We start from the raw sequence: 23,358 nt of genomic DNA on the forward strand, positions 1-23,358 counted from the left end.
TCAGCCTTTGACGGCCGAGCTGGCGACGCCCTGCACGAACCACCGCTGGAAGAACAAGAAGACGATCAGCACGGGCAGCACCAGGAGCACGCCGAAGGCAAGGATCTGACCCCAGTCCGGGGGCAGTTGGGCCTGGAACACGCTCATCTCCAGCGGCAGCGGCCGTACCGACGGGTCGGAGACCATCAGCACCGGCCACAGGAACGAGCCCCACTGGATGAGGAAGGTCAGGATCGCGACCGAGGCGAAGGCCGGCTTCGACATCGGGACGATGATGGCGAAGAAGGTGCGCCACGGGCCCGCGCCGTCGATGCGGGCGGCCTCCTCGATGCTCGGCGGGATCGTGCGGAAGAACGTGTGGAACTGGTAGACCGAGAAGGCGTTGGCGATGAACGGCAGCGCCAGGATCGGGAGCGTGTTCCGCTGGTCGTTGAACATGTAGAACAGCGGCACGGCCACCGACTCGAACGGGATCAGCATCAGCAATAGGACGAGGGTGAAGACGGCGTTCTGCCCGCGCCACTTCAGCCGTGAAAGCCCGTATGCGGCCATGGAGTTGACGAAGAGACCGCCCGTCACGACCACGAAGGCCAGCAGCAGCGAGACGCCCATGAAGCGCCAGAAGTAGCCGGTGCTGTCGGAGTTGAGGCTGTCGAGGACGGCTGTGTAGTTGTCGAACGACAGGTTGGTGGGCAGGAAGCCGGACAGACCGTTGAGGACTTCGTCGGACGGCTTGAGGCTGCCGACCAGCAGGTAGATGGCGGGCAGCGCGAAGACGAACGCCAGCACGGAGAGGACGGCGTAGTCGAGGAAGCGGCGCAGGGGGGTGCGGGTGAGGCCCGGGTTCATGCTCATGGATGCTCAGTCCTCGTTGTCGGGCCGGACGACGCGGCGCTGGATGAGGGACAGGACGAGGACGATCAGGAAGAAGACGACGGTGATCGCGGACGCCTGGCCGATGTTGTTCTGGTCGAAGGCGGTGGTGACCGCCTGGTACATCACGGTGCGGGCCGCGTCCTCGTTGAGGCCGCCGCCCTTGACGAGGACGTAGATCTGGTCGAAGACGCGGAAGGAGAGCACCGAGGTGAGCATGGCGACGAATACGAGGGTGCCGCGGATGCCGGGCAGGGTGACATGGCGGAACTGCTGCCAGCGGGAGGCGCGGTCGAGCTCGGCGGCCTCGTAGAGCTCGCTCGGGATGCTCTGGAGTCCGGCGAGCAGGATGACCATCTGGAAGCCGACGCCCTGCCAGATGGAGAGGATGATGATCGAGATCATCGCGGTGGCTGAGTCGCCGAGCCAGTCGAAGGCGCCCCAGTTGCCGAAACTCACCGCGTCCAGCGCGGAGTTGAGCATGCCCTGATCGCTGCGGGCGAGGATGAGCCGCCAGATCACGGCGACCAGTGCCATCGGGAAGACGACCGGCATGAAGAACAGGGACCGGAACAGGCCGATCGCCTTGAGCTTGCGGTTGAGCAGGATCGCCAGACCGAGCGCCAGACCGGTCTGCACGGGTACGACGACCGCGGCGAAGGTCAGGTTGTTGAACAGGGACCTGAGGAACGGGCCGGACTGGTCGGGGTCGGTGAACAGCCGCCGGTAGTGCTCGATGCCGAACCAGGTCGGTTCCAGCGGGGAGCCGAGGCGGACGTTGTAGAAGGAGAGGACGACGGCGTAGCCGAACGGGATACCGACGAAGGCGATGAGTCCGACGACGGCGGGCGTGGACATGAGCAGTCCGTGCAACCAGTCGCGGTTCTTGCGCACAGAACGCGCGGGTCGCGCGGGTTCGACGGAGGTCACGGGTGGGGCCTGCTCCCGGGCATGGGGCGCGGCGTGCGCGGGTTCGACGGATTTCACGGGGGGTCCTGTTCCCGGCGGGGCGGGCGCGGTGTGCGCGGCCCGCCCCGGCCGATGGGTCCTACGGGATCTCGTAGCCGGCGTTGTCGGAGAAGTCCTGGTCGATGGCCTTGGCGGCCTTGGCCAGGGCGTCCTTCGGGTCGGCGCCGCTGTAGACCGAGTTGAGGGCCTCCGCGAACTTCGCGGTGACCGTGGGGTACCCGGCGGTCAGCGGGCGGGTCACGGCGACGCAGGACTTGGCGATGTCGGTGTCACCGCAGGGCTTGGCGAGCTGGTCGGAGAACAGCTGGAGCGGGCCGCCCTGCTTGTAGAGGTCGCTCGCGGCGAGCGCGGACTTCGTGGCGGGCGGGGCGCCGTTGGCCGTCGTCATCGCGGCGACGTTCTCGTCGTTCAGGAGAGTGTCCAGGAACGTGCCGGCGGCCTTGGCGTTCTTGGAGTCGGCGCCGATGCCCCAGGCCCAGGAGCCCTGGCCGGTCTTGGGGCCGTTGCCGAAGTCGGGCAGCGGCAGGACGACGAGGTCGTCACCGAGGGCCTCGCTGTACGCGGGGTACATCCAGTGGCCGACCCAGCTGAGCGGGACGCGGCCCTTGGCGAACGCGTTGCCGTCGGTGTTGGGGTCGACGCTGGACTTCCAGGACTGGAAGGTCTTCAGGGCAGACACGGCTTCCGGCGAGTCGAGGGCGCCTTCCGCCTTGCCGTCCTTGAGGAGCGAACCGCCGGCCGACCAGACGATGGGGGAGAAGCCGTAGGTGCCCCACTCGGTGGTGAGCCCGTTGTTCTCCTGGATGTCGAGGACCTTGCCGTCGGAGTCCTTGGCCTTGAGCGCCTCGAGCGCGGCGGTGAACTCGTCCGCCGTCCAGGCGTCGTCCACGCTCGTCGGGTACTTCACACCGGCCGCGTCCAGCAGCTTCTTGTTGCCGTAGATGCCCAGGCCCGAGTCGTACTGGCCCAGACCGTAGTGCTTGCCGTCGATCTCGCCCTGCGCCTTGATGGCGTCGGTGGCGTTGCTCAGCGTCTTGGGGGAGACGTAGTCGTCGATCGGGGCGAGCTTCTGGTTGAAGACGAAGTTCGCCATGGTCGGGCCGTCGAACTCCATCACGTCCGGCAGCGCCGAGGCGTCCGTCGTCGTGATGGTCTTCGTGTAGTCGTTGCCGGGGATCAGCTTCAGCTCGACCTTGATGTCCTTCTGCGAGGAGTTGAAGGACTTCACCGCGTTCTGTATGGCGGTGTCCTCGCTCTTCTGACCCTGGTGGGCCCAAACGCTGATGGTGCCCTTTCCGCTGCCCGCCTCCGCGGACGTATCGGTGGTTCCGCCCCCGCCACAGGCGGCCAGCGCCGCCAGGGGCAGGACGAGGGCCAGGCCCGTACTGGCAGTGCGGCGGACATTTCTGCTGGACGAACTCATGTGCTGTGCCTTCCGTGCTGTGGCGAGGGTTGGTCTTGCTGACGTGCTGAAGTGCTGTCCGGTCGTGGGGCTGTGGGGCTCGAGGGGTCTCAAGGGGTGTGGCGGGTTACTGCGGTCCGCGCGGGCGGGGCGGGGCGGTCGTCTCGCGCAGGACGAGACGGATGGGCATCTGCACCTGCGCAGCGGGTGGTTCGGCGCCGGGCTCGTCCAACTGCCGCAGCAGCAGCCGGGCGGCCTCGGCGCCCTGGTCGGCGACCGGCTGGGCGACGGTGGTCAGGCCGACCACATCGGCGAGTTCGTGATCGTCGAAGCCGACCACCGACACGTCCTCCGGGACCCTGAGCCGGTGGCGGCGCAGGGCGCGCAGGGCACCCATCGCCATCTCGTCGGACTGCGCGTACACGGCCGTCGGCGGGCGGGCGATGGCCAGCAGCTCGGTCATGGCCCGCTCACCGCCCTCGACCGTGTAGTCGCCGTCCGCCTCCAACGCCGGATCGTGCTCGATTCCGGCACCGGCCAAGACGTCCAGGTAGGCGTTGCGCCGCTCGATCGGGGTGGTCCAGTGCAGCGGTCCGCTGGCCCCGCTGATCATGCCGATCCGGCGGTGGCCGAGGTTCACCAGATGCCGTACGGCGCTCTCCGTGCCGGCCCGGTCGTCGATGCCGACGACGGTGAAGCCGGGCCGGGATCCGCCGACCGTGGTGGCCAGCGGTACCCCCAGCGAGCGCAGGGCGGCCGACTCCTCCTCGTCCGGGATGAGCAGCGTGAGCACCGCGTCCACCCGCTTGCGCACCGGAAGCCTGGTGAAGAAACGCTTGCGTATCTCCGGCGAGCCGAGGTTGTAGAGCAGCACGTCGTATCCGGCGGCGCTGAACACGCGCTCGGCGGCGTCCAGCACGGTGCCGAAGAACCAGCGGCCCACGTACGGAACCAGGACGCCGATGGTGTACGTACGGCCGCTGGCCAGGCTGGCGGCGGAACGGGACGCGGTGTAGCCGAGCTGGGCGGCGACGGCCGTGATCTTGTCCCGCACCTCGTCGGAAACGCCCGGCCGGCCGCGCAGAGCGCGGGACACGGTGGACGCTGAGACGCCGGCGGCGCGGGCGACGTCGTTGATGCTGGCCGTCACGGCGCAGTTCCTCCCGTTGATTTCACGTCGGTGTGATGTGGGGGTGACGAGACCGTAAACCCGGCCTCGTTGTTGCGCAAGCGTTTGCGTTCAGATTTACTTGGGCCGATTCCAAACTGAGTCCGTTTTAACTCGATGGTCAGCGCACGCGTTTGGGCGCTGTGAGCCGACAGGAACTGCGCATGCGATACGCCCCGCCAGGCCTCTGCTTGAACGACTTCGCCCTGCTCCGGGACGAGGACGGCACCTACTCGGTGCTGCACCTTCAGGGGCCCTGGACGGCCGAATTCGATCACCTGCGGATGGAGACCTCGTACGGCCGGGCGACTTCCACCGACCTGGTCCACTGGCAGCCGCAGGGACCCGCCTTCGGCAACGGGCTGCCCGACCGCTTCGACGCGCAGGCGGTGTGGACGATGCATCCGTTCCGGTACGGCGAGGGAATGGCGATGTTCTACACCGGGGTGAGCGGGCTGACTTCGGCCGGCTGGCCGCTCCAGTCCGTCGGCCTCGCGTACTCCGACCGCACCGACGGCACCGGCTGGCGCCGCCATGGCACCGGGCCGGTCGTCGAGGCGGACCCGCGCTGGTACCGCACCGGCGAGCAGATGGGCTGGCGCGACCCCTTCGTCGTACGCGACGACGAGGGTGACGGCTGGGTCATGGTCGTCTGCGCGAGCGACGCCTCCCTCCCGGTGGAGGTCAGCGGCTGCGTGGCCCTCGCCACCTCCGACGACCTGGAGCACTGGACCGTCCACCCGCCGCTCATCTCACCGGGCGACGTCAACGAGTTGGAGTGCCCGGTCCTGGAACGCCTCGACGACGGCAGTTGGCTGCTGCTCGGCTCCATCGGCTCCACCCGGGGCTTCGAGGCGTGGACAGCGCCGGCCCTGCGAGGGCCGTGGACCCGCCGCGGACCGCTCGGCCCGACCGGTTCGTACGCCCCACGCGTCATCGCCGCGCCCGACGGCTCCCGCGTCGTCCTGCACACCACACCTCGCCAGGTCGGTCTCAGCGATGCCGGGGAGCGCTGCCGCGGCATGCTCGCCCAGCCCAAGTCCCTTGTGGTGCAAGGCGATTCAGCACCTCGTCTGGAATGGTGGCCCGGCCTGAACGCCTGGCTCGGCGAGGAGACGGACCGCCCCACCCTGCACGCGGTCGGCGACATCGGCATTTCCGGGCCCGTCGAGATCACCCTGCGCACCGACGCACCAGGCACCGACCGTGCCGCCCTCGCCGTCGGCTGCGACGGCAAGAACCTCTGGGTCACCGGCCCGGACGGCACCCGGCTCGGCGAGACCATCCTGAGCGAACCCGCGGCCTCGCTGCGCATCCTCACCATCGGCGAGTACGTCGAGGTCTACGCCGACGGAGTCTTCGCCCTGACGACCCTGTGCTACTCCGGCCACCCAACCCCGTGGACAGCCTTCACCGAAGGACGCGAACGCACCGTCCCCGTCCGCCCGATCCGGCTGCCCGACCCCCACCGCGACGACGCCTCGGCGATCTGGCCCGGGCCCGCGCCGCGGTGACGCGCGGGAACCGCCCTTGGTCCGACTGACGATGCGTGACGACATCACACGGATGCTCGTCAGCCGCGCCCAGTTCGACTACTCCGCCGAGGCGCGAGAGAAGATCCGCGAACGTACCCCTGCCGTCCGCGCGATCGAGCACACCATCGAGTACCTCGACCCGGTCGGCTCCTGCCACAGCTTCGTGCCCACCCTGGGCCGGCTGGTCCCGCAACTGCCGGGCAGGAGTTCACCGAGAACGAGCGGGAGACCGTCCGCCGGCAGATCGGCCGTGTCCGCGCTGCGGCGGGCTGGCTCGAAGGCACTCTCGACCACGGCGAGTTCACCCTGGACGAGCAACTCGTCCGGCTCCTCGTGGGCACGAACGGCCAGGAGTTCGGCAACGCCCTCGCCGACGTCCTGCTGGGCCTCGTCGAACCGGGCGGCCGGCTGCCCACCACCTGGCCCGACAACGAACACGCTCTACCGTCCACACAACCCACCGACGGCGCGCTGCGCTACGACGAGGGACTTCACGTCGGATACCGCAGGTACCGGGCCGGCGCCCCAGCACCCCGGTACCCCTTCGGACACGGACTGGGCTACACGACGTGGGACTACCTCTCGATCGACGCACCGACCAGCGTGGACCTGGACAGGGAGGTGGACATCACCGTCCACCTACGCAACAGCGGCCGGCGCCCCGGCCGGGAGGTTGTGCAGGTCTACCTGCGCCGGCCCGGCAGCGCCATCGAACGACCGGCCCGCTGGCTGGCCGGGTTCACCGCCATCAGCGCCGCACCGGGCGAAGAGGTCACCGCGACGGTGCCGCTGACAACGCGAGCGTTCCAACACTGGAACACCACAGACGGCCGTTGGAGCCTCGAGCCGGGTACGTTCCACCTCGACGTCGGCTCCTCCGCCGGCGCCGTACCCCTCACAGCCGATCTCACCGTCCGCATACCGAGCGAGCCGGCGTGAATCCGTCGCCGGGGATCAGCGACGTTGTTCCACAACTCCGTGGTCGACTTCGTGAGCGGCGTGGCTGCGAACGGCGCGAGGCCCCCTCGGGCGTCAACTCCGGGTCAGATCCCGTGCGCTGCGGCTGATTCGGGCGAGCGCGACGCGGGCAGCAACGACGGCCGGGTGATCGTGGCTGCCAGTGCGGGTAGCGATGAGGACGCGCCGAGTGTTCGGCGGCGTCAGTTCGGAAAGTGTCACCGTAGGAGCGTGGACGCCCCAGGCAAGTTTGGGGAGAAATCCGACCGCCTGCCCGGCTTCGATCAATCTCACATGGAAGGTGAGGTCGGTCGACTGGTAGCGAACGTGGGGTTCAAAGCCGGCTTGGCGGCAGACAGCGCTGGCCCAGCGCCTGGCGGCATTGCCCTCGGGCTCCATGACCCAGGGCAGGTGTGCGAGAGCTGCGAGTTGCGGCGGCTCGCCGTCCGGTGGGGTGGCTAGAAGAAGAGGATCCTCGAGGAGAAGCTGAGTGTGCAGGCCGGTCAGAGCCGACGGCGGCTCTCCTGGGTACTCCTCGGCGATGACCAGGTCGTATTCGTGCGCGACAAGCGCCCGCAGCGGTGTGCGTTCGTTCTCCTGATGCACGTGGACGCGAAGCTGCGGATGCTCGCGCTGAAGCAGTTCTACGGCAGGCAGGACCAGAGTCTTGGCAGCAGTCTGAAAGGTTGCAATCCGCAGGTCCCCCTCGAGCACGGTTTTGGCCCGGGCGATATCGGCCTCGGCCTGCTCGAGCCGGTCCAGGATCACCTCGATATGCCCGACCAGCATCTCCGCCGCGGGCGTCAGACGGACCCGACGTCCCATTGGTTCCAGGAGCGGGACGCCCACCTCGGCCTCCAGCTGCGAAAGCTGCGAGGAGATGGTCGAAGGACTGTACGAGAGGGCCGAAGCCACAGCTGCAAGGGTGCCGCGGTGCTTGAGTTCGCGCAGCAACCGGAGCCGGTGAAGGTCGTACATCACGCACCAATCGCCGCCCGCGACCACCGATTCGTCACGTGGGACAACCAATCGTACGCGAAAGCATTTGCTGCCCCGCATTGAGGCACCGCGAGACTGCCGGCGCCGTTGACTTCCTGCCGGCTTGGGGAGGGCCGCTCCCAGCGGCCGCGGTGGGGCAGCCGTGCGGTGCCTGATCACATCGCGCACGGTGTCCTCGTCGCCCTGCACCAGCTGGGCGATACCGGAACCGGTTCCCGCCCGCCGAGGCCGGCAGCATCATCGCGCGCCGTTGATTGGTCGAAAATATCGATGAGTGCGCATCGATAACAACGACTGGACCGGACAATGCGGGGCCGCCTAGCATTCCAGGACCGCGAGAATCGGCCACCCCGAGATCCGCGCCACGGCCGCCGCAGCCCGCGGCGCCTTGTACTGGTCGTCAGTCTCCCCACGCTGTCGTCGCTGCCTGCCGGCTCGCCCGTCCGCCGTAGGCCGATCAGATATCACGCCATGCAACCTCGGAGAGGCCATGACACCACCCCGTGCACGTTGGCGCGTACGCCGCCATCCTGCTCGCCTGTCACCACTGCTGGGAGCGGTCATGATCCTGGTCGCCCTGCTCGGCGTCGTGGCAGCGAGCGCTCCGACGTACGCGGCCGGCGATCGGACCGTGCAGGGAACGCTGCGCAACTCTGCAGACAACAACGCACCGGTCGCCGGGGTGAAGGTCAGTGTCCAGACCAGTACGGGGAAGACCTACACGGGCGCCAGCGACGACCAAGGCCGGTTCGCGATCACTGTGCCCGGCAGTGACTCCGGCACTCTGGCCGTCATCCTGGACACCAAAACGCTTCCTGATGACGTGCAGATCCGCGACGGAACGTCGAACACCTTGCGGCCAACGGGCACCTTGAGCACGATCACCGTCAACTTCCCCCTCGGTCCCGACACGCGTCAAGTGTCGACGGTGTGGGACCAGGTCCCCCAACTGCTCTACAACGGTCTGTTGTTCGGCCTGGTGCTGTCGTTGGGGGCTCTTGGCCTGTCCATGGTGTTCGGCACGACGGGACTGTCGAACTTCTCCCACGGCGAGCTGGTGACCTTCGGGGCGTTCGCCACCTATCTCGGCAACCGGGTCGTAGGGCTGCCCATCGTCGTGGCCGTGGCGGTGGCGGTAGGGCTGTCGGCATTCTTCGGCTACCTGAACGAAAAGGGTTTGTGGAGGCCACTCAGACGCCGGGGAACGGGACTGATCGCCATGATGATCGTCTCGATCGGTCTGCAGTTCTTTCTCCGGAACTTCTACCAGTACTTCACAGGTGGCCGCGCCTTGACCTACCGCGACTACGTCACGCCCGTCGGCCGGGATGCCTTCGGCTTGTTCACCTACACCATGCGGGATGTCGTCGTCTTCTCCATCAGCGGGCTTGCGCTCGTGGCGGTCACTCTTGCTTTGCAGTACACCCGGCTCGGTCGCGCCACACGCGCGGTGTCGGACAATCCGGCCCTGGCCTCTGCGACGGGGATCAACGTCGGTCGTGTCATAGCCACGGTGTGGATCGTGGGCACCGCGCTGGCGGGACTGAGCGGAGCGTTCCTGGGATTCTCCCAGTCGGTGAGCTACCAACTGGGCGCGCAGGTACTGCTGTTGATCTTCGCCGCTACCTGCGTCGGAGGTCTGGGATCAGTGTGGGGCGCGCTGATCGGCTCGATCATCATCGGGCTGTTCGTCGAGACCTCAACCTTGGTCATCCCATCGGAACTCAAGTTCGCAGGCGCGATGGTTCTGCTGGTGCTGGTCCTGCTCGTCCGACCACAAGGCCTGCTCGGCCGTGCCGAGAGGATCGGGTGAGGACATGGACATCATCGGCGCCGTCACGGGGGCACTGCACGACGGCTTCGGCTATCTCGCCGTCTCGTTCTGCCTGGCTGCGATCGGTTTGAACATTCAGTTCGGCTACGCCGGGTTGGTCAACTTCGGTCAGGCCGCCTTCTTGTCGGTAGGCGGTTACATCATGGGCGCGGCGATCGCCACCAGCGGAGTTCCCACCGTCCTGGCGATCCTGCTCGCGATCGCCTTCAGCGTGGCGTTGGCGTTGATATTGGGTATCCCCACCCTGCGTCTTCGGGCGGATTACCTGGCGATCGTCACCATCGCGGCGGCAGAGATCCTACGACTTGTGTTCGGGACGTCGTTCCGGACGTACTTTCACGGCAAGGACGGTGTGACCGGCTTCACCGCCGGGTTCCGAAGCCTCAACCCGCTGCCGAACTACGACGGCTTCTTCCTGACCTACAGCCGGGAGGAACTGTGGACAGTCCTCGTCGGCTGGGGCCTGGTCATCATGATCAGTCTGCTCACCTGGGCCCTGATGCGATCACCGTGGGGAAGGGTTCTTCGGGGCATCCGTGAAGACGAGGACGCGATGCGGTCTCTGGGCAAGAACGTCTACGGCTACAAGATCCAGGCCCTCATCCTCGGTGGAGTGGTCGGATGCGCCGGAGGCTTCGTGGGCGCGTTCGGGGCCGCTTCCGTCCAGGCCGACACGTTCAACCTGGACTTCACCTTCATCGCCTTGACCATGCTCATCCTCGGTGGCGCCGCTCGGATCCTTGGTCCGGTCGTCGGCGCGGTGATGTTCTGGGCGATCCTGTCGTTCCTCGGATCGGTCCTGACGCAGTTGGCCGGCTACCCGGTCGTGGCGCAGTTCATGAACGCCGACCAAGCGTCAATCATCCGGCTGATGTTGGTCGGACTGGTGCTGATGCTGCTGATGATCTACCGGCCGCAAGGCATCTTCGGTGATCGAAGGGAGCTCGCGCTCGATGCCCACTGACAACTTCCCCACCGACCACCCCTCCTCGGGCACCGCACCCAAGGACGTCTACGCTGCCGGTGACACGTCCCAGGCAAGGGTGCCCGACCCCGGCGCCGCGGAGAACAAGTCGATGCGCGAGTGCCGGACTGCTTTGCAGTCGGTGCCGCATGAGCCCGGCGCTGCCAAACCCGACCCCGTTGTGGTCGTGAACGGAATCCGCCGCACCTTCGGAGGCCTCACCGCGGTCGACGTGGAACATCTCGAAATCCAACGCGGGGTCATCACCGCCTTGATCGGACCCAACGGTGCAGGCAAGACCACGTTCTTCAACCTGCTCACCGGTTTCGATCAACCCGATGCCGGTTCATGGTCCTTCGACGGGACACCGCTCAAAGGCAAAGCAGCCTACAAAGTGGCACGCCTCGGCATGGTCCGGACCTTCCAGCTGACCAGAGTGCTCTCGAAACTGACAGTGCTGGAGAACATGCGGATGGGTGCCACAGGTCAGCGTGGCGAACGCTTGTGGGCCGCCGCGCTCCCCGCCCTGTGGCGGGCGCAGGAACGAGACATCACCGACCGGGCCCGAGACCTGCTCAAGCGGTTCAAGCTCGACGCCAAGGAGGAAGACTTCGCCGGATCCCTGTCAGGCGGTCAGAGAAAGCTGCTCGAGATGGCGCGAGCGCTCATGGTCGAACCGAAGCTGGTCATGCTCGACGAACCCATGGCCGGCGTCAACCCAGCGCTGAAGCAGTCCCTGCTCGGACATGTGAAGTCGCTGCGGGATCAGGGGATGAGCGTCCTGTTCGTCGAACACGACATGGACATGGTGCGAGAGATCTCCGACTGGGTGGTGGTCATGGCCCAGGGCAAGGTAATCGCCGAGGGACCCCCCGCATCCATCATGTCCGACGAACGTGTGATCGACGCCTACCTCGGTGCTCGCCACGACACCGACATCAGCGAGCTCGAACACGTGCTCAAGGTCGAGCACGCGCACGACCACGCCGAGCAGAAGGTCGACCGGGAGGTCCCGAGATGACTACTGCCCATCACGGCCCATCGGACTCCCAGGTCACCGATCAGGGCGAGATCGTGGCTGACACCGATCCCAACGCCCCGAAGATCGACCAGGCAGCGCGGACAAGGCATCTGCAGGCGGCCGAGGGCGCAACCCTTCGCGCCGACAATCTGATCGCCGGGTACCTCCCCGGAGTCAACATCTTGAATGGCGCCGATCTGTACTGCCAACCCGGCGAGTTGGTCGGCATCATCGGACCCAACGGCGCCGGCAAGTCGACACTGCTCAAAGCACTCTTCGGGCTGGTCAGGGTCACGACCGGGACGGTTCGCCTGCGGGGCGAGGAGGTCACGAACCAGCGCGCCGACGCACTGGTATCCCAAGGGATCGGCTTCGTACCGCAGACCAACAACATTTTCCCCTCGCTCACCATCGAGGAAAACCTGCAGATGGGGTGCTATCAGTCCCCCAAGAAGTTCGCCCCCCGGTTTACGTTCGTGACCGATCTGTTCCCTGCGCTGGGCCGGCGCCGCAAGCAGCGGGCCGGACAACTGTCAGGCGGTGAGCGGCAAATGGTGGCTATGGGCCGGGCTCTGATGATGGAACCCTCCGTGTTGTTGCTCGACGAACCCTCAGCGGGCCTGTCCCCGGCGATGCAGGACGAGGTGTTCGTCCAGACCCGAGCCATCAACCGCACCGGTGTATCGGTCGTCATGGTCGAGCAGAACGCACGCCGCTGCCTGCAGATCTGCGACCGCGGATACGTCCTCGACCAAGGACGCAACGCCTACACCGGGTCCGGACAGTCGCTGGCCCGTGACCCCAGGGTGATCGAGCTGTATCTCGGCACCTTGGCCAAGGCCGCCCAGGCAGAAGGCACGCCTGGCGGCAGGCGGAACTAGGAACACGACCCCACATGCCGGTCGAACCGTCCCCTCGCGTTCGATCCTGACACCCGCCACGGCACGGTCGTGCACCACACCAATACCGCAGCAGTCCTCACCCACCCTGGAGGTCCCATGTCGCTCCCGAGACGCATCCCCTGTATCGCCGTTCTGGCCTCCGCCGCGCTGGCAACCGCCGCCTGCAGCTCTAACAGCAGCCCCACCGCAGCCGGCAGCGAGCCGCCAGCCAAGGCGGGCACCCAGCTCTACTTCGTGGACGGCAACACCGCCGACTACTCCGGTGATTTCGAGCCCGGCACTCTCAAGGGTGTGCGCGCCACCCTCCCCGGCGGCAAGATCGGCGACGAGTTCCGGCAGAGGATCCTCAAGATCAACAGCAAGGTGAAGGACTTCACCTACGCTCCGGAGGCCTACGACGCCACGATCCTCTCAGCCCTGGCCGCGGTCGCCGCCAAGAACGACTCCGGCAAGGCGATCGCCGGGAAGGAGATCGGCGTCACCAGGGATGGGACAAAATGCACCAGCTTCAAGCAGTGCGCTGACCTACTCGCCGACGGAACGGACATCGACTACGACGGCCCCTCCGGCCCGATCGAGATGAACTCGACAGGAAGCCCCTCCGCGGCGACCGTCGGCATCTACCAATTCGGGCAGGACAACAACTACAAGAATGTCGGCTACGTCAACGGCACCACCCCGGACCAGGCCAACATCCGAGCCGATCAGAAGGTCAGCGGCCCCATCCCCAAGGGGGACGGGACCCTTACGTTCGGCACCCTGCTCCCAGGCACCGGGGACAGCTCCTTCCTCGGCGCCCCGCAGTTCGCCGGCGTGGACCTGGCCATTGACGAAATCAACAAGGCCGGGGGTGTTCTGGGCAAGAAGGTGAAGCAGTTGAAGGGCGACTCCGGTGACGGGTCGCCGAACATCGCGCCATCCGAGACCGACAAACTGCTCCGCGGTGGTGCCGACGTCATCATCGGCGCCGCTTCCTCGTCGGTGTCGCTGTCGGTCATCGACAAGATCACCGGGGCCGGCGTCGTCCAGATATCGGCCGGGAACACCTCGACCGCATTCGACACCTACCCCGACCACGGCATGTACTTCCGCACGGCCCCCTCCGACGTCCTGCAGGGGCAGGTGATGGCCCAGACCATCAGCGAGGACGGGCACAGCAACATCGCAATCCTCGCCCGGCAGGACGCCTACGGAGAGGCATTGGCGAAGAACGTCCGCTCCTTCTACGAAGAGTCCGGCGGCAAAGTCGTCTCCTATGCCCTCTACGACGCGAACGCAGCCAACTACACGGCCGAGGTGGAGAAGGTGAAGGCCCAGCACCCGGACGCCATCGTGCTGATCTCGTTCGACGAGAGCAAGAAGATCGTCCCGGAACTCATCAAAGCCGGCATCGGGCAGAACGGCTGAGCCCCTGCCTGGCCGGTGGTCGTGGCTCCGGATCCGCCCCGCAGCCACGACCACCCGGACTGCAGTATCGCCCGTGGAGTGAAGGGTTTCGCATGACCACCAGACCAACAAAAGCCATGCCCACCGCCACCGCAGCGTACGGTGCCGACCCCGATTTTGACACGGTGTACGACCGCGCCCCTTTCGGGTCAGCCAAATGGGCAAACCAATGGGACGAATTCTCCCCGCGTGTCCAGGGCGAGGGTCTGCTGTCGCTGTGGACGGCCGACATGGATTTCCGGGCGCCAACGACCGTCATCGACCGCCTGCGCGCCGCTGCGGACCACGGTATCTACGGCTACACCCTGCGAGACCCGGAACACTTCCAGATCGTGCAGAACTGGTTCACCGTCAGGCACGGCTGGACACCACCGGTGGAAACCCTCCTTCCGGCCCCTGCGATCATGTCCTCGGTCGCAGCAATTTTGCGCACCTTCACCGCCCCTGGAGATGGGGTGATCGTCCAATCACCGGTCTACTCGCCGAACTTCGAGGCTATTACCGGTAACGAGCGGCGGCTGCTCGTGAACCGGCTGCGGCTCATCGACAACCGATACGAGTTCGACCTCGACAACCTGGCCGAGCTGGCCGCATCCGGCGCGAAGGTGCTGTTGCTCTGCAACCCGCACAATCCCTCGGGCCGGAGCTGGACGGCCGAGGAGTTGCTCGCCGTGAACGACATCTGTGCGCGCTACGACCTTCTGGTGATTTCCGACGAGATTCACTGTGACATCCGACTGAACGGTCGGCCCCACGTGGTCTACGCCTCGATCAGCAGCGATGCCGCCCGCCGAGCATTCATCTGCACTGCCCCCACGAAGACGTTCAACCTAGCCGGCCTGCCATCGGCCACGCTCTCGGTTGCCGATCCATCCCTACGCTCGGAACTGCTGAACGTCATGCGGGCATCGTTCATGATCAACGCGCACTACTTCGGTCGTCTGGCCTTGGAGACCGCCTACACGACGGGTGGTCCCTGGCTCGACAGGCTGACCGACTATCTCAAGGGCAACGTGGCCTTCGTGCACGAGTTCGTCCAAGAGCGCCTGCCCGAGATCACGCCGATGCCGCCGGACGCATCGTTCCTGGTCTGGCTGGAGGCTCGTGAACTTGACGCTCGTGTGGGCGGGCTGCATCAGTTCCTTGTCGACCGTGCGGCTGTCAATCTCTACGACGGCCGGGTCTACGGCCCCGGAGGAGAGGGGTACGTCCGACTCAACGTCGGCTGCCCCCGGAAGGTGCTGACTGAGGCGCTCGAACGCATCGATCGTGCGCTGTCGCGATAGCGCTCCTCGACCTCACCGCCACGAGCGACTGCTCGCAGCGGTACCAGCGGTGGTACGAAGACGTGTCGGCCTTCGACACCAGTGACGATCAAGCCGTCACATCCGCCCGCGTCTTCGTCGACACAGTCACCACGCGGGCACAGGGGTCCGCTCCCACCGGCAGCTGATTTCCCAGCGAAAGTTTCGAATAGAGCTGCTCACGCGACGGAAACGTTGACCCGATAGCAACCGGTTCCTACACTGAACGTGCTCAAGCTGATCATCTTCCTTCTGCTGTCGAAGTAGATCGTCGCCGGGGGATGCAGGGCGCCGTCAAGGGCTGACCCCACCCCAGCAACAGCCACTTGAGTCACCTGAGTCATCTGTGAAAGGACCGGCATGACCTCGGGCCACCTCCGAAACCCCGTGCTGCGCGGTTTCCATCCGGACCCGAGCATCCTGCGCGTCGGCGCGGACTACTACATCGCCACCTCGACCTTCGAGTGGTACCCGGGCGTGCCCGTGCACCGCTCCAAGGATCTCGTCCACTGGGAGCCGGCCGGCCACATCCTGGACCGCCCGGATCTGCTCGACCTGCGCGGAGTCGCCGACTCGGCCGGCGTCTGGGCGCCTTCACTGTCGTACCACGACGGGCAGTTCTGGCTGGTCTACACGATCGTCCGCACCATCGGGAGCCCCTTCAAGGACCTCGACAACTACCTGATCACGGCCCCGTCGATCGAGGGCCCGTGGTCCGAGCCGGTGTTCCTGAACTCCTCCGGCTTCGACCCGTCCTTCTTCCACGACGAGGACGGCCGCAGCTGGCTGCTGAACATCCAGTGGGACCCGCGCGACGACCGTCCGTCCTTCGCCGGGATCCTGCTCCAGGAGTACGACTCCGACAAGCGGGCCCTGATCGGACAGCCCCGCACGATCCTCCAGCACGACGAGCTGATCGAGGGCCCCAACGTCTACCGTCGGGGCGGCTGGTACCACCTGATGCTCGCCGAGGGCGGCACCGGCTGGAACCACGGCATCCTCATGGCCCGCTCACGCGAGCTGACCGGACCGTACGAACTCGACCCGCTCGGCTCGCTGTTGACCACCCGGGACACCCCGGACTGGCCACTGCAGAAGGCCGGTCACGGCGAGCTGGTCGAGACGCCGGCGGGGGAGTGGTACCTCGCGCACCTCGCCTCCCGCCCCGTAAAGACGCCCGACGGGCCGCGCTGCGTTCTCGGCAGGGAGACCTGCCTGCAGCGCGTGTCCTGGACGGACGACGGCTGGCTGCGGCTGGCCGATGAGGGTCGGCTGCCGAGTCTGGAGGTTCTGGCACCCACGGGGGTGGAGCCGGGACCGCCGGGCCCGGTCGCCGGGTCTCCGGCCCGGGACGACTTCAACTCGCCATCTCTGGACGGGGGTTGGAGCACTCTGCGGGCCCCCGCGACTTCCGAGTGGCTGACGCTCGGCGAACGCCCAGGACATCTGCGGCTGCGCGGCCGGCAGAGTCCGCACTCGCTCTTCGACCAGAGCCTGGTCGCACGGCGGCTCACTTCGGTGCGGTGCGAGGTGACGACGGTCGTCGACTTCCGCCCCTCCCACTTCAGCCAGCGCGCGGGCCTCATCTGCTGGTACGACACGTCGACGCACTACTACCTGCGCCTCACCCACACCGAGGGCAGGGGACGCGTCCTGGGCGTGGTGCTCACCGACGACGGGGCGTACGAGGAAGTCCAGGAGTCCGAACTCGACGTCGACGACTGGCCGTTGGCGTACCTGCGGGCCCGCTTCGACGGCACGGAACTGCGCTTCTTCGCCTCACCCGACGGGACGGACTGGCAGGCCGTGGGCCCGGTCCTGGACGCGAGCAAGCTCTCCGACGACTACGGGAACCGGTTGCGGTTCACCGGCACGTTCGTCGGAATCTGCGCACAGGACCTGAGCGGGACACGAACCCCGGCCGACTTCGACTGGTTCGAGGTGCGGGATCTCGACGGTGGGGATGACGGGGACGGCGAGCAGGAGTAGGGGTGCTCCGCCAGTAGTGCCCGGCGAACGCCTCGGCGTCAGTAGCGCCTGGCGAAGCGCCTCGGCGGTCAGCGACGAAGTTACGTCGCTGACCGCCGAGTTGCGTTCCAAAGGCTTGGCTACTTGAGCGCGCCCAGGGTGACGCCGCTCCGCCAGTAACGCCGCATCGCGACCATCATGATCGCCATCGGGATGATGGACAGCAGCGCGCCCGTCAGGACGAGGCTGGTCACGTCGATGCCCGACTCCAGGCGCTTGCCGGACCAGTTGTACAGGCCCAAGTTGAGCGTCCAGTTCTCCTCGCCGCGCAGCACGGTCAGCGGGAGGAAGAAGGCGTTCCAGGTGTTGACGAAGGCGAGCAGGAACACCGTCGCGCCGCCCGTGGTCATCATCCGCAGCACGATGCTGAAGAAGATCCGCAGCTCCCCGGCGCCGTCGATCCGGGCCGCCTCAAGCAGCTCGAACGGGATCGTGGCCTCCGTGTAGACCTTGGCCAGGTACACGCTGAACGGGTTGATCAGGCAGGGGATCAGCATCGCCCAGGGGGTGTCGACCAGGCCGATCTCCGAGAACATCAGGTACAGCGGCAGGGTGAGCAGCGCGATCGGGATGAGGAAGGAGCCCACCACGGCCGCGAACACCACGCCGCGCCCGGGGAAGTCGAAGCGGGCAAGCCCGTAGCCTGTGAGGAGGGCGATGAGGGTGCCGCCGAGGGAGCCGACTCCCGCGTACAGGAACGAGTTGGCGGTCCAGCGCAGGAAGATGCCGTCCTCGTAAGTGAACACCTGCTGCAGGTTCTCCCACAGATGGAAGCCGGAGAACCACAACCCGTTGCTCTGGTACAGCCCCACGCGATCCTTGGTCGCGGCGATGATCAGCCAGTACACCGGGAACAGGCTGTAAGCGCTGGCCAGGACCAGACCGACGAGGATGAACCGCTGCCCACCCCGTGAACGGGCAGCGGGGTCGGGGCGGGTGCGCCGCCGGACGGCGGGCCCGTTGGGTGGCACGGCGGCGGTTTCCGCGCCCTTTTCCTTACGGTTTTCCGTCAGCGCCATCAGTCCACCTCCCTCGAGGTCAGTCGGTAGAAGACGAAGGACGCCACACCGAGGATCAGGGCGAGCAGCACCGACAGGGCCGCGGCGTAGTGGTAGTTGCCGGCGTTGAACGCCTGGTTGTAGATGATCATGATCGGGGTGAAGCTGTCGCTGACCGTCTGCGGCGTCACGTTCCTGAACAGCGCGGGCTCGTTGAAGATCTGCAGCATCTGGATGATCGACAGCAGAGCGGTCAGGACGAGCGCCCCACGTACGAACGGGATCTTGATGCTCAGCGCGATCCGCATCTCGGAGGCGCCGTCGAGCCGCGCGGCCTCGAAGAGCTCACGGGGTACGCCCTGCAGCGCCGCGTAGATGATCACCATGTTGTAGCCGATGCCGTGCCAGGTCAGCAGATTGCCGATGGCCGGCCACACCATCGAGGGCGCGAAGAAGTTCCAGTCGAAGCCGAACAGCTCGCCGAGCGGCGTCAGCGGGCCCACCTCGGGGCTGTACAGGTTGACCCACACGATGGCCGCGACCACGCCGGGGATCATGTACGGGACCAGCAGCAGGATCCGGAACCGGCCGGCCACCTTCGAGGTGACCGCGTCCAGGAGGAGCGCCAGCACCAGGCTGATCAACAGCATGAACGGGATCTGCACGCAGGCGAACAGCACCACCCTGAGGATGGACGTCATGAACGCCGAGTCGGTCAGGCCCTGCTGGTAGTTCTCCAGCCCGACGAACTCCCTGGTCGCGCCGCCGAGACCGAGCCCGGACTGCTTCTGCAGATACAGCGACTGGTAGACCGCGTAGCCGATCGGAAGCAGATAGAGGAAGACGAAGCCGAGCTGGAAGGGCACCGTGAACGCGGCACCCTTCCAGCGCAGTGAGCGAATCATGAAGTGTGCCTCAGCCCTTGACGCTGATGCCGCGCTGCTTCAGGTCGTTGACCGTCCACTGCTGCATGTGGTCGAGAAGGTCGGTGACCTTCTGCTCCTTGTTGACGACCTTGGCCCACTCGTCCTGCATCTCCGTGAACATCGCGGTCCAGTTCGGGCCGAAGGTCCAGTCGGTGTTGATGGTGCTCAGGCTGTCCGTGACGATCTTCTTGGCGGGCTCGTAGTTCTTGCCGAGCAGCTTCTCGGAGATCGCCTCCGAGACGTACGCGTCGCTGTCGGCCAGCGCCGGCATCACACCGCTGCCGGTCTCGGGGCTCGCCATCGTCTTGACCGCGCCGGTGTCGGTGGACATCCACAGCGCCGCCTGGGCGGCCTGCTCCTTGTTCTTGCACTGCTCGGAGACCAGCGTCAGGTTGCCGCTCTGGTTGGTGCCGGCCGGAGTCTTGGGCGCCTCGCCCTTGAAGGTCGGCCACGGGGACAGCGCCCAGTCGCCGAAGGACTTGGTGAAGTTCTGCACCATGCCGGACATCTGCCAGGTGGAGATCTGCCGGGTCGCGGTGCCGCCGTTGTCGTAGTTGCGCTGCACGGCCGCGTAGTCGGCGAAGGAGAGCTTGGAGTTCAGGTCGTTGTCGATGATCTGCTGGATCACGTCGGCGGCCTTGAGCGTGCCCTCGTCCTTGAAGTTCACCGCCCAGGAGTCGCCCTCGACGGCGTACCACTTGGCTCCGGCCTGCATCGCCAGCACCTCGAGAGTGCTCGGGTCCTCACCGGCGTAGTTGGTGACCTTGATGTCGTGCTTCTTCAGTTCCTTGCCCGCGGCGATGAAGTCGTCCCAGGTCTGGGGCGGCTCCAGGTCGTACTTCTTGAAGAGGTCGGTGCGGTAGATGGTGAAGGCGGGCGCCGATGCGGTGGGAACGCCGTAGACCTTGCCCTGCACCTGACCGGTGGCCCACGAGCCGGGGTTGAACTTGTCCTTCTCGCCCTCGACGTACTCGGTGATGTCGGCGAGCGCGCCCTGGGAGACCCAGCTCGTCACGTACTCGCCGGTGTTCTGCATCAGACAGGGAGCGTTACCGGCCTTGACGGCGTTCGTCAGCTGCTTCTGCATGGTCAGCTGGTCGGTGACCTTGGTGTACTTCAGCTGGATGTCCTTGTGGCTGGCGTTGAACGCCTTCACGACGGCCTCCTGGCCGTTGGCCCAGCCCCAGAAGTCGAGGGTGACCGGACCCGAGGACTCGGCGGGCTCGTCGTCTCCGGGTCCGCCGCAGGCGGCGAGCAGACCTGTCAGGGCGATGCCCGCGACAGCGGCGCGAGCGAACCTTCTCCGGGGGTTGGTGAAGTTCATCGTACGGTCATCCTTCGAGGCGTAGACGATCGCGGAAGAGGGGTGGCTCGGTGGGGCGACGGCGAGCGGGGAAGACGTCGGCTCGTGTCTCGGAAACCCTCTGGCGGAAGCTGTAGAAAACGGTTGCTGTGAAACGTAGGTCGCCCGTTCTGTTTCACGCAAGAGTCCGACGGCAAATTGTTAAGTTCGGTTGTCGGCGATGTGGCAGGTCGTCGTGGTCGCGTCCTGCCCGCGCATGGCAGCGAAAGCACAGGTCAGCGGTGCGCAGGCGCGGGCTTGTGGCAGTCTGGAAGCGCCCTCGCGCGCTTTCGATCGACCTAGAAGCCGTTTACGTAACAGCAGTCATCAGACCTGTTACGGCTGCCGTGCTGGTGGCACCTACCAGGTCCTTAAGGCACCGGCGGAGGCTGTACGGACTGCCGTACGACGACATGCGTGCCCAGAACCACATGGTCGCCGTCGCCGCCCCTGCGGCGGCCCGCACCGCTCTCGCGCCGGTTGGCCACGGCGCGCAGCGCCACGCGGCCCATCTCCTCGTACGGCACGTGGACGGTGGTCAGTTGGGGGGTGAGCTGGGAGGCCAGCGGGATGTCGTCGTAGCCGACGATCGACACGTCCTCGGGCACCCTGAGCCCACCCGTACGCAGGGCCTGCATGGCACCCGCGGCGACCACGTCGGTGCCCGCGAGCACCGCCGTGAAGTCAAGGCCGAGACGCAGGCTTTCCTCGACGGCGTCGTACCCGTGCTCGTAGTCGTACGGGCCGTGCAGCACCAGCTTCGGATCGAAGGGCACCCCGTACGCCTCGAAGGCCCGCCGGGCGCCGTTCAACCGGCCCTGAGCGGTGGTGAGTTCGGCGTGACCCGGCAGTACCAGGACGCGGCGGTGACCGGCGGACAGGAGGTGGCTGGCCATGGCGTAGGCGCCGCCCTCATTGTCGTAATCGACCGTCGTCGCCGGTACGTCGCCCTCCAGCGGAGGCCTGCCCACCAGCACGAGGTGCGAGCCGGCCGCGTCCAGCGAGCGGGCGAACCGGGCCATCCTCAGCTGGTACTCGTCGTAGTCGTACGCGCCGCCGAGCAGGATCACCGCGGTGACGCCCTGCTGGCGCATCAGGTTGACCAGGGCGAGTTCGCGTTCCGGATCGTCTCCGGTCGTGCCGACCAGCGAGAGCCAGCCGCGCAACGAGGCCGCGCCCTCGACTCCCTTGGCCACGTGGGTGAAGGCGGCGCCGGTGATGTTGTTGATGAGGATGGCCACCGTCGGTGTGCCGCCGCCGGCGAGTGAACGGGCGTGCGCGTTGGTGACGTAGTCCAGGTCCTGGACCACCTTCATCACCCGGCGGCGCAGCTCTTCGGACACCGGATAGTTGCCGGACAGGACGCGCGAGACGCTGGCCACGGAGACGCCCGCCCGTGCCGCCACGTCCCGGATGGTGGCCCGTCCTGAGTCACCCGACGCCGTGCGCTCGCTCACCGTTGCGGCTCCTTAACCGTAGTGACTCCCCACCGGGCGGTCAGGGCCCCTGCCCCGGGCCGGTGCGGGAACCGTATCCCATTGTTTCTCCGGGGCGGTGGCTGGTGCTCGGGGCCGGGCTCAGGCGACACGGGACAGATCCGCGTGCCGTACCTCGTGGGCCGGAGGCAGGCCCGCGGAAACGCGTTCCAGCTCCTCGACGACGATGCCACCGAGGCGGGCCAGCTCATTGCCGAGGGAGCCCGCGATGTGCGGAGTGAGGAAGACGTTGGGGAGCTTGTACAGCGGGGAGTCGGCGGGCAGCGGTTCGGGTTCGGTGACGTCCAGGATCGCGCTCAGGCGGCCGCTCGTCAGTTCATCGGCGAGCGCGTCGGGGTCGACCAGGGCTCCGCGGGAGGTGTTGATCACCACTCCGCCGTCCCTGATGAGGGCGAGCTTTTCGCGGTCGAGCATGCGGTGGGTCTCGGGGATGTCGGGGGCGTGCAGGCTGACGATGTCGCTGCGTCTGAGCAGGTCCTCGAGCGACAGCAACTCGGCGCCCAGCGCCGCCGCCTCGTCCGCGTCCACATAGGGGTCGTACAACGCGACGGACAGGTCGAAGGGCCGTAGCAGCTCCAGCAGTCGGCGGCCCACGCGTGAGGCGCCGATGATCCCCACGCGGCGGCCGAGATTGCCGGTGGCCGCGGTCTCGGAGGTGGACGGGTAGGCGTGGGTGTCCCGGAAGCGCTCGCGGTGCGCGAAGGTGTCCTTTCCGGCGAGCAGGATCATGGAGAGGGTGTACTCCGCGACCGGCAGCGCGTTGCCGGTCACCGCGCTGGAGACGGTGAGCCCTCCTTTCCACAGCGCCTCGCCGACCAGCGAGCGGACGGAGCCCGCGGCGTGCAGGACGGCGCGCAGGTTCGGGGCCGCGGCGAGGACATCCTCATCGAGGTGGGGGCAGCCCCAGCCCGTGATCAGCACCTCGGTCCTGGCCAGTGCCGCGGCGGCCTCGGGGGCGGTGAAGTCCTGTACGACGAGCGAGGTGTCGATCTCGGCGACCTGCTGGAGCCGTGCCATGAGCGGCGGAGGAAAGAGCAGAGGGAGGTGCACCGGATCCATGGCGAACACGGCCCTCGGCGGCTGGGCGCTGGACATGACTCTCCTGAGGTGCTGGGGAAACGTTTTCTGAAAGCGCCTTCTACCGTAAGTCTGACGCATTGGGTGGTCAATGCGCAGGGTGATCCCTGGGACCGG

The 23,358-nt window shown here is 66.9% G+C and carries 19 protein-coding genes and 1 pseudogene; 10 read left to right on the forward strand and 10 right to left on the reverse strand.

Annotated features, from left to right (window positions below):
- The 4 genes from OHT21_RS40345 to OHT21_RS40360 form a co-directional block, all read right to left on the reverse strand.
- A complete protein-coding gene (locus OHT21_RS40345) occupies positions 1 to 855 on the reverse strand; it encodes a carbohydrate ABC transporter permease (protein ID WP_328773195.1) in 855 nt (284 codons plus the stop codon).
- A gap of 6 nt (positions 856 to 861) precedes the next feature.
- Positions 862 to 1,860 carry a carbohydrate ABC transporter permease gene (locus OHT21_RS40350; protein WP_328773196.1) on the reverse strand — a complete coding sequence of 333 codons (999 nt, stop codon included), beginning with the start codon at positions 1,858 to 1,860 and terminating at the stop codon, positions 862 to 864.
- 61 nt (positions 1,861 to 1,921) lie between these two features.
- Positions 1,922 to 3,265 carry an ABC transporter substrate-binding protein gene (locus OHT21_RS40355; RefSeq protein ID WP_328773197.1) on the reverse strand — a complete coding sequence of 448 codons (1,344 nt, stop codon included), beginning with the start codon at positions 3,263 to 3,265 and terminating at the stop codon, positions 1,922 to 1,924.
- Between the two features lie 106 nt (positions 3,266 to 3,371).
- Positions 3,372 to 4,394 (reverse strand): LacI family DNA-binding transcriptional regulator, encoded by a 1,023-nt coding sequence (locus OHT21_RS40360; RefSeq protein WP_328773198.1) that lies wholly within the window; start codon positions 4,392 to 4,394, stop codon positions 3,372 to 3,374.
- 182 nt (positions 4,395 to 4,576) lie between these two features.
- Between OHT21_RS40360 and OHT21_RS40365 the strand changes: the two genes are divergently transcribed.
- The 3 genes and pseudogenes from OHT21_RS40365 to OHT21_RS40375 all read left to right on the forward strand — a co-directional run bounded on the left by OHT21_RS40365 (position 4,577) and on the right by OHT21_RS40375 (position 6,886).
- Positions 4,577 to 5,926, forward strand: coding sequence for a mucin-1 (locus tag OHT21_RS40365; protein WP_328773199.1), 1,350 nt, complete (start codon positions 4,577 to 4,579; stop codon positions 5,924 to 5,926).
- Positions 5,927 to 5,978: 52 nt separating this feature from the next.
- Positions 5,979 to 6,226: pseudogene (locus OHT21_RS40370) on the forward strand (DUF6192 family protein); the annotation flags it as partial.
- Positions 6,227 to 6,280: 54 nt separating this feature from the next.
- A complete protein-coding gene (locus tag OHT21_RS40375) occupies positions 6,281 to 6,886 on the forward strand; it encodes a fibronectin type III-like domain-contianing protein (protein WP_328774411.1) in 606 nt (201 codons plus the stop codon).
- Between the two features lie 93 nt (positions 6,887 to 6,979).
- On the opposite strand, the gene OHT21_RS40380 is transcribed toward OHT21_RS40375, so the two are convergent.
- Positions 6,980 to 7,882 (reverse strand): LysR family transcriptional regulator, encoded by a 903-nt coding sequence (locus OHT21_RS40380; RefSeq protein WP_328774412.1) that lies wholly within the window; start codon positions 7,880 to 7,882, stop codon positions 6,980 to 6,982.
- 583 nt (positions 7,883 to 8,465) lie between these two features.
- On the opposite strand from OHT21_RS40380, the gene OHT21_RS40385 reads away from it, so the two are divergent.
- From OHT21_RS40385 to OHT21_RS40415, 7 genes are all read left to right on the forward strand, one after another.
- Complete coding sequence (locus OHT21_RS40385) at positions 8,466 to 9,716, forward strand: branched-chain amino acid ABC transporter permease (protein WP_328773200.1); 1,251 nt, start codon at positions 8,466 to 8,468, stop codon at positions 9,714 to 9,716.
- A gap of 4 nt (positions 9,717 to 9,720) precedes the next feature.
- Entirely contained in the window at positions 9,721 to 10,701 is a 981-nt protein-coding gene (locus tag OHT21_RS40390; RefSeq protein ID WP_328773201.1) for a branched-chain amino acid ABC transporter permease, read from the forward strand.
- A 79-nt stretch (positions 10,702 to 10,780) separates the two neighbouring features.
- Complete coding sequence (locus tag OHT21_RS40395) at positions 10,781 to 11,722, forward strand: ABC transporter ATP-binding protein (RefSeq protein WP_328773202.1); 942 nt, start codon at positions 10,781 to 10,783, stop codon at positions 11,720 to 11,722.
- A 53-nt stretch (positions 11,723 to 11,775) separates the two neighbouring features.
- Positions 11,776 to 12,603 carry an ABC transporter ATP-binding protein gene (locus OHT21_RS40400; RefSeq protein WP_328773203.1) on the forward strand — a complete coding sequence of 276 codons (828 nt, stop codon included), beginning with the start codon at positions 11,776 to 11,778 and terminating at the stop codon, positions 12,601 to 12,603.
- Positions 12,604 to 12,720: 117 nt separating this feature from the next.
- Complete coding sequence (locus OHT21_RS40405; RefSeq protein WP_328773204.1) at positions 12,721 to 14,031, forward strand: ABC transporter substrate-binding protein; 1,311 nt, start codon at positions 12,721 to 12,723, stop codon at positions 14,029 to 14,031.
- A 92-nt stretch (positions 14,032 to 14,123) separates the two neighbouring features.
- Positions 14,124 to 15,356, forward strand: a complete 1,233-nt coding sequence (locus OHT21_RS40410; RefSeq protein ID WP_328773205.1) for a MalY/PatB family protein — start codon at positions 14,124 to 14,126, stop codon at positions 15,354 to 15,356.
- Between the two features lie 378 nt (positions 15,357 to 15,734).
- A complete protein-coding gene (locus OHT21_RS40415; protein ID WP_328773206.1) occupies positions 15,735 to 17,363 on the forward strand; it encodes a glycoside hydrolase family 43 protein in 1,629 nt (542 codons plus the stop codon).
- A gap of 119 nt (positions 17,364 to 17,482) precedes the next feature.
- Here OHT21_RS40415 and OHT21_RS40420 read toward each other — a convergent pair whose 3' ends face one another.
- The 5 genes from OHT21_RS40420 to OHT21_RS40440 form a co-directional block, all read right to left on the reverse strand.
- Positions 17,483 to 18,421: a carbohydrate ABC transporter permease gene (locus tag OHT21_RS40420; RefSeq protein ID WP_328773207.1), complete on the reverse strand. Its 939-nt coding sequence runs from the start codon at positions 18,419 to 18,421 to the stop codon at positions 17,483 to 17,485.
- A complete protein-coding gene (locus tag OHT21_RS40425) occupies positions 18,421 to 19,305 on the reverse strand; it encodes a carbohydrate ABC transporter permease (RefSeq protein ID WP_328773208.1) in 885 nt (294 codons plus the stop codon). The genes OHT21_RS40420 and OHT21_RS40425 overlap by 1 nt, the downstream gene beginning before the upstream one ends.
- Before the next feature lie 10 nt (positions 19,306 to 19,315).
- A complete protein-coding gene (locus tag OHT21_RS40430; protein ID WP_328773209.1) occupies positions 19,316 to 20,650 on the reverse strand; it encodes an ABC transporter substrate-binding protein in 1,335 nt (444 codons plus the stop codon).
- 389 nt (positions 20,651 to 21,039) lie between these two features.
- Positions 21,040 to 22,125, reverse strand: coding sequence for a LacI family DNA-binding transcriptional regulator (locus OHT21_RS40435; RefSeq protein ID WP_328773210.1), 1,086 nt, complete (start codon positions 22,123 to 22,125; stop codon positions 21,040 to 21,042).
- Positions 22,126 to 22,245: 120 nt separating this feature from the next.
- The gene (locus OHT21_RS40440) at positions 22,246 to 23,259 is read right to left on the reverse strand and encodes a hydroxyacid dehydrogenase (protein WP_328773211.1); all 1,014 of its coding nucleotides are present in this window, start codon (positions 23,257 to 23,259) and stop codon (positions 22,246 to 22,248) included.
- Positions 23,260 to 23,358: the final 99 nt, after the last annotated feature.

Source organism: Streptomyces sp. NBC_00286 (assembly GCF_036173125.1).
GTDB lineage: Bacteria > Actinomycetota > Actinomycetes > Streptomycetales > Streptomycetaceae > Streptomyces.